The 5,311-nt window shown below is 74.5% G+C and carries 10 protein-coding genes; 9 read left to right on the forward strand and 1 reads right to left on the reverse strand.

Annotated features, from left to right (window positions below; all coding sequences use genetic code 11):
* The coding region (locus E1281_RS37190) for a hypothetical protein (RefSeq protein ID WP_131884394.1) at nt 1–208 on the reverse strand (208 nt) is incomplete at its 3' end.
* Between the two features lie 151 nt (nt 209–359).
* Between E1281_RS37190 and E1281_RS37195 the strand changes: the two genes are divergently transcribed.
* The 9 genes from E1281_RS37195 to E1281_RS37235 all read left to right on the forward strand — a co-directional run bounded on the left by E1281_RS37195 (nt 360) and on the right by E1281_RS37235 (nt 5,294).
* Complete coding sequence (locus E1281_RS37195; RefSeq protein ID WP_131884395.1) at nt 360–1,319, forward strand: TIGR03557 family F420-dependent LLM class oxidoreductase; 960 nt, start codon at nt 360–362, stop codon at nt 1,317–1,319.
* A 57-nt stretch (nt 1,320–1,376) separates the two neighbouring features.
* A complete protein-coding gene (locus E1281_RS37200) occupies nt 1,377–1,778 on the forward strand; it encodes a hypothetical protein (protein WP_131884396.1) in 402 nt (133 codons plus the stop codon).
* 209 nt (nt 1,779–1,987) lie between these two features.
* Nucleotides 1,988–2,419: a gas vesicle protein GvpJ gene (gvpJ, locus tag E1281_RS37205; RefSeq protein WP_131884397.1), complete on the forward strand. Its 432-nt coding sequence runs from the start codon at nt 1,988–1,990 to the stop codon at nt 2,417–2,419.
* Nucleotides 2,416–3,201 carry a GvpL/GvpF family gas vesicle protein gene (locus tag E1281_RS37210; protein WP_131884398.1) on the forward strand — a complete coding sequence of 262 codons (786 nt, stop codon included), beginning with the start codon at nt 2,416–2,418 and terminating at the stop codon, nt 3,199–3,201. The genes gvpJ and E1281_RS37210 overlap by 4 nt, the downstream gene beginning before the upstream one ends.
* 3 nt (nt 3,202–3,204) lie before the next feature.
* Entirely contained in the window at nt 3,205–3,453 is a 249-nt protein-coding gene (locus E1281_RS37215) for a gas vesicle protein GvpG (RefSeq protein ID WP_131884399.1), read from the forward strand.
* Nucleotides 3,454–3,463: 10 nt separating this feature from the next.
* Nucleotides 3,464–3,724, forward strand: a complete 261-nt coding sequence (gene gvpO, locus E1281_RS37220; protein ID WP_131884400.1) for a gas vesicle protein GvpO — start codon at nt 3,464–3,466, stop codon at nt 3,722–3,724.
* A gap of 48 nt (nt 3,725–3,772) precedes the next feature.
* Entirely contained in the window at nt 3,773–4,183 is a 411-nt protein-coding gene (locus tag E1281_RS37225) for a gas vesicle protein (RefSeq protein WP_131884403.1), read from the forward strand.
* Nucleotides 4,180–5,091, forward strand: a complete 912-nt coding sequence (locus E1281_RS37230; RefSeq protein WP_131884401.1) for a GvpL/GvpF family gas vesicle protein — start codon at nt 4,180–4,182, stop codon at nt 5,089–5,091. Before E1281_RS37225 ends, E1281_RS37230 begins: the two co-directional genes overlap by 4 nt.
* Nucleotides 5,088–5,294 (forward strand): gas vesicle protein, encoded by a 207-nt coding sequence (locus E1281_RS37235; protein ID WP_131884402.1) that lies wholly within the window; start codon nt 5,088–5,090, stop codon nt 5,292–5,294. Before E1281_RS37230 ends, E1281_RS37235 begins: the two co-directional genes overlap by 4 nt.
* Nucleotides 5,295–5,311: the final 17 nt, after the last annotated feature.

Genomic DNA, 5,311 nt, shown 5'->3' on the forward strand with positions numbered 1-5,311 from the left:
CGCGTGCGGTGCCGGTGGTGAGCAGGACGCGCCGGGTGGCCACGGCGGCGGCGGCACCCGCGGCGGCCGCCAGGGCGCCGACGGCGATCTCGGTGCGGGTGATCGAGGACGCCAGGGCGAGGTATCCGGCCAGCAGCACCGTCCACCAGGCCAGCGGTTCGGCGGCGCGGCGGGGGCGGCTTGCGGCGATGTCGCGGCGGTCGGGCATGGCCTGCGGCATACCCGGACGGCCGGTTTCAACCGTCCCCCGCCCCGGACGGAGCGCCCCGGTGGGACGGGGCCGATGTTTGCCCACGCCCGGCGGGGTAGGCGTTCCGGAGGCCCGTTCCGGCGACCCGGGGAGGGACAGGGAGGCGTCGATGACCAGATTCGGGTACTTCCTGTCCACCGAGGAGCACGCGCCGGGAGAGCTGGTGCGGCAGGCGCGGACGGCCGAGCGCGCCGGGTTCGAGGCGCTGTGGATCTCCGATCATTTCCACCCCTGGCTGGACGAGCAGGGCCAGGCGTCGTTCGTGTGGTCGGTGATCGGGGCGGTGTCGCAGGTGACGTCGCTGCCGATCGGGACGGCGGTGACGTGCCCCCTGGTGCGGACCCATCCGGCGGTGGTCGCGCAGGCTGCGGCCACCAGCGCGGTGCTGACCGGCGGCCGGTTCACCCTCGGCGTCGGGACGGGCGAGTTCCTCAACGAGCACATCGTCGACGCGCGGTGGCCGGTCGCCGCCGAGCGGCTGGACATGCTCGAGGAGGCCGTGGACCTGATGCGGCGGCTGTTCACCGGCCGGCAGGTCACCCACCGCGGCGAGCACTACCGGGTGGACACCGCGCGGCTGTACACGCTCCCGGACGACCCCCCGCCGATCTTCATGTCGGGTTTCGGGGGGAAGGCGGCGCGGCTGGCCGGGCGGATCGCCGACGGGTTCATCTGCATGATGCCCGACGAGGAGCTGGTGAGGGAGTACCGGCACGGCGGCGGCGAGGGCAACCCGGTCCAGGGCGGGCTGAAGGTGTGCTGGGGCCCCGACGAGGGCGAGGCGCGCCGGACCGCGCTGCGGCTGTGGTCCAGCGACCACGTGCCGGGCGAGGCCAAGCAGCAGCTCCCGCTGCCGCGGCATTTCCGGCAGCTGTCGCGGCTGGTGACCGAGGACATGGTGGCCGCGCGGGTGCCGTGCGGGCCCGACCCGCGGGTGCACGCGGCGGCGCTGCGCGCCTATGCCGACGCCGGGTACGACGACGTGTTCGTGACGCAGATCGGACCGCGGCAGGACGGCTTCTTCGACTTCTACGCCGGTGAGGTGCTGCCGCGGCTGCGCGGCGGCTGAGCCGGCACGCCCGGGGCGACGCCCCGGGCGGCACACCCCCCGATGGAAGGACGGAAGATGAACACCCCCTCGGTGCCCGGTGACGGGCCCGGCAAGGCGAGCAGGAACGCGACCGGCGCCGCCGCCAAGACCGGCGCGGGCAAGGCGACGGCGGGCAAGGCCGGTCAGGCCGCGAGGTCCGGTGCGGGAACCGCGCAGAAGACCGCCGGAGGTGCCGCCAAGGGCGCGAAGGGCGCGACGGAGGGCGCCGCCAAGGGCGCCAAGGGCGCGGCGCAGGGAACGGCGCAGGGCGTCCAGAAGGGCGCGGCGCAGGCCGGCGGGCAGGTGGCGGCGCTGCCCGGGCGGGTGGCCGGGCTGGCCCGGCTAATGACGCTCGGGCGGCTGCTGCGCGCGGTCCCGGTGGCGGCGGCCGGTGTCGCGGGCGTCGTCGTCGGGCGGCTCACGGCACGCAAACGCTGACACGCCCGGCGCGGCGTACGAACGCCCCCCCGCGGGGCCGCCTCTGGTTGCGGAGGCGGCCCCGCGGGGGGCGTTCCTGTGCTCCTTGACCGGCGGGTGACCGAAACAGGGTGGGCAGTTTAGGGAGATCGGTGCGGGTACAGGGGTGAGGTGAACGATCCCAGAACACCCCAAAAGGCAACGAACCCCCCAGCAAGGGAGATGATGACATGACTGGGCCGGTCGCCCAGCAGACCTCGGGCAGCAACTACGTCCAGCGCGGCGGAAGCGGCAGCAGCCTCGCCGACGTCATCGACCTGATCCTGGAAAAGGGCCTGGTCATCGACATCTACGTCCGGGTCTCGCTGGTGGGCATCGAGCTCCTCACCATCGACGTGCGGATCGTCGTCGCCAGCGTCGACACCTACCTGCGGTTCGCCGAGGCCGTGAACCGCCTCGACATCGCCAACGACGGCACACAGGGGCTGCCGCAGTTCCTGGCGGGCGCGCAGGAGTCGGGCGCCAAGAAGAAGACCCGCGGCGCACTGGAAGGCGCGGGGGAGCGGCTGAAGGAGACCTTCGGCGGCGAGGACGACTCCGAGGACGACAAGCAGCCCGCACGGCGCCGCTCGTCCCGCAAGAAGGAGGACGAGGAGTCATGACCACGCCGCAACCCCCGGACGGCCCGGCCCCCGGGGGGACCCCCCAGTACGTGTACGGGGTGACCCGCTCGGGCGCGGCCCTCCCGGACGACGTGAACGGCTTGGACGACCTGCCGGTCACCCTGGTCGAGGACGGCGGCGTGTGCGCCGCAGTCGTCAGCGACCTGCCGCGCGGCCGCGCACTCGGCGAACGCGCCGACCTGGTGGCCCACCAGCGGGTTCTGAACTCGCTCGTCGACGCCGGGACCGTGGTGCTGCCGTTCCGGTTCGGCGCGGCGCTGGCCGACCGCGCCGCGGTGGAGAAGGAACTACTGGCCGGCAACTCCGAGCGGTTCGGGCACATCCTGGACCAGCTGGACGGCAAGGTCGAGCTGCGCATGAAGGCCACCTACGTCCAGGACGCGGTGCTCCGCGAGATCATGGCGGCCGATCCGGAGATCGCCGAGCTGTCGCGGCGGCTGCGCGAGGTCCCGCCCGACGTCGCCGACGCCGTCTACTACGACCGGATCCGGCTCGGCGAGCTGATCGCGCAGTCGATGGAACGGCTCTGCGAGGTCGACGGGCGGGCGCTGCTCGACGGCGCCGCACCCGCGGCCGAGGCCGTCGCCGCCAAGACCCCGGTCCGCGAGGAGGACGTCCTGGACGCCTCGTTCCTGGTCCGCGCCGACCGCCGCGCCGAGTTCGAGCAGGCCGTGGACAAGCTGGCCCGCGATCACGCCGACCGCGTCAAGGTCCGGCTGATCGGCCCGCTGCCGCCCTACGACTTCGTCCCGGAGGAGTAGTCGATGGGACTGTTCACGGGGCTGGTGACGCTGCCGCTCGCGCCCGTGCGCGGCGTCGTCTGGCTGGCCGAGACGCTGACCGAGCAGGCCGAGGCGCAACTGTACGACCCGGGCCGGATCGCCGCGGAGATGCAGCAGATCGCCGACGAGGCCGCCGCCGGTGAGATCACCGAGGAGGAGGCCGCCGAGCGCGAGGAGGAGCTGATCCGCAGGCTGAACGAGGGCCGCGCCCGCGAGCAGGCCGGCGGGTAGGAGGCCCGTGATGATGTCCGCGTCCGAGGCCGCCAAGCGCGCGGCCGAGCACGTCACCGCGATGACCGGCCGCTGCGCCGAATGCGTGGTGGGCCTGGAACGCGCCGGCGAGGACGGCTGGCGTGTCCAGGTGGAGGTCGTGGAGACACACCGCATCCCCGACTCCGCCGACATCCTGGCGATCTACGAGACCGAGGTGGACGCGGACGGCGAACTGGTCGGCTACCGCCGCGCCCGCCGCTACCCCCGCGGACGAGTGGAGAGGGACTGAAGACCATTGAGTGAGTCCTGGACCGGGACCCGGTCGCCCGCACGGCCGATGTCCGGGGAGAAGACCTCGGCCAACCTGGCCGACCTGCTGGAACGCATCCTCGACAAGGGCATCGTGATCGTCGGGGACATCCGGATCAACCTGCTCGACATCGAGCTCCTGACCATCAAGCTGCGGCTGCTGGTCGCGTCGGTCGACCGGGCCAAGGAGATGGGCATCGACTGGTGGGAGCACGACCCGACGCTGTCGTCCAAGGCCCGGCAGGCCGAGACCGGCACCGGCGGCGAGGACCGCGCCCTGCAGGAGGAGAACCGGCGGCTGCGCGAGCGGCTGGCCGCGCTCGAGGCCGGCGACGGCGCCGCCGAACCCGCGCCCGCGGCCGAGCCCGCAGAGGCCGCAGGGAAGGCCGGTGACGCGCCGGCGTCGCGTCCCGGACGGGGGAAGGAGACCAGATCATGACCGACACCCGGTTCGCCGGCGACACCGCCGTCTACCTGTACGGCGTCGCCCGGGACCTGGACCCCGCCGCGCTCGGCGACGCCGCCGGGGTGGCGGGCGCGCCGGTCCGCGGCGTCGTCGCGGGCGGCCTGACCGCGCTGGTCAGCACCGTCCGGCTGGAGGAGTACGGCGAGGCGGCGCTGCGCGCCAACCTGGAGGACCTGGCGTGGCTGGAGGCCACCGCCCGCGCCCACCACGACGTGGTGGACCGCGCCGCGCACTCCGCCCCGACCGCGCCGGTGCGGATCGCGACCCTCTACCGCGACGACGCCCGCGTCGCCGAGGTCCTGGCGGCGCAGGGCGAGCGGTTCGGCGCGGTCCTGGACCGCATCACGGGCCGCTCGGAATGGGGCGTGAAGGCCTACGCGTCCCCCGAGACGATGCGCGGCGACCCGGCGGCGGCGCCGGGCGGCCGGGACCCCTCGGATCCCGGTGGGGGGCTCGCGCCGAGGGCCGAGTCCCTCACCGGCCCCAGCCCGGCCGGCTCCTCCGGCGCAGGCCCGTCAGCGGGGGTGGGGACGGCGTACCTGCGGCGCCGGCAGGACGAGCGCCGCCGCCGCGCCGACGCGGGACGCCGGGTGGGCGAGGCGGCCGACGGCGTCCACGCCGAGCTCACCGACCACGCCGTGGCCTCCCGGCACCATCCGCCCCAGGACCCGGGCCTGTCGGGCCGCCGCGACACCCAGATCCTCAACGCCGCCTACCTGCTGGACGAGGACCAGGCCGAGGGCTTCCTGGCGGTGACGCGGGCGGCGCCCGCGCGGCTGGACGGAATCGAACTGGAGGTGACGGGGCCGTGGCCGCCGTACTCCTTCATCGACACCGCCGACACCACGCCCGCACCCGACCCGCGGGACGCGTCCCGGTGACGGCCGTCCTGGACCACGCCGGCGACGCGCCGATGGAGCGGATCGCGCTGGTCGACCTGCTGGACCGGCTGCTGGCCGGCGGCGTCGTCATCGCCGGCGACCTGGTGATCTCGATCGCGGGCGTCGACCTGGTGCAGGTGTCGCTGAGGGCGCTGATCACCACCGTCCGCGACGAACTGCTCCCCGAGGAGGACCGACCGTGACCCGGCCAGACCGCGAC

This window comes from Actinomadura sp. KC345, assembly GCF_004348515.1.
Lineage (GTDB): Bacteria > Actinomycetota > Actinomycetes > Streptosporangiales > Streptosporangiaceae > Spirillospora.

Excerpts from the sequence above, each read along its gene's own strand:
- E1281_RS37195 (WP_131884395.1), top strand. The coding sequence starts at position 360 with ATGACCAGATTCGGGTACTTCCTGTCCACCGAGGAGCACGCGCCGGGA.
- E1281_RS37200 (WP_131884396.1), top strand. The coding sequence starts at position 1,377 with ATGAACACCCCCTCGGTGCCCGGTGACGGGCCCGGCAAGGCGAGCAGG.
- gvpJ (WP_131884397.1), top strand. The coding sequence starts at position 1,988 with ATGACTGGGCCGGTCGCCCAGCAGACCTCGGGCAGCAACTACGTCCAG.
- E1281_RS37210 (WP_131884398.1), top strand. The coding sequence starts at position 2,416 with ATGACCACGCCGCAACCCCCGGACGGCCCGGCCCCCGGGGGGACCCCC.
- E1281_RS37215 (WP_131884399.1), top strand. The coding sequence starts at position 3,205 with ATGGGACTGTTCACGGGGCTGGTGACGCTGCCGCTCGCGCCCGTGCGC.
- gvpO (WP_131884400.1), top strand. The coding sequence starts at position 3,464 with ATGATGTCCGCGTCCGAGGCCGCCAAGCGCGCGGCCGAGCACGTCACC.
- E1281_RS37225 (WP_131884403.1), top strand. The coding sequence starts at position 3,773 with ATGTCCGGGGAGAAGACCTCGGCCAACCTGGCCGACCTGCTGGAACGC.
- E1281_RS37230 (WP_131884401.1), top strand. The coding sequence starts at position 4,180 with ATGACCGACACCCGGTTCGCCGGCGACACCGCCGTCTACCTGTACGGC.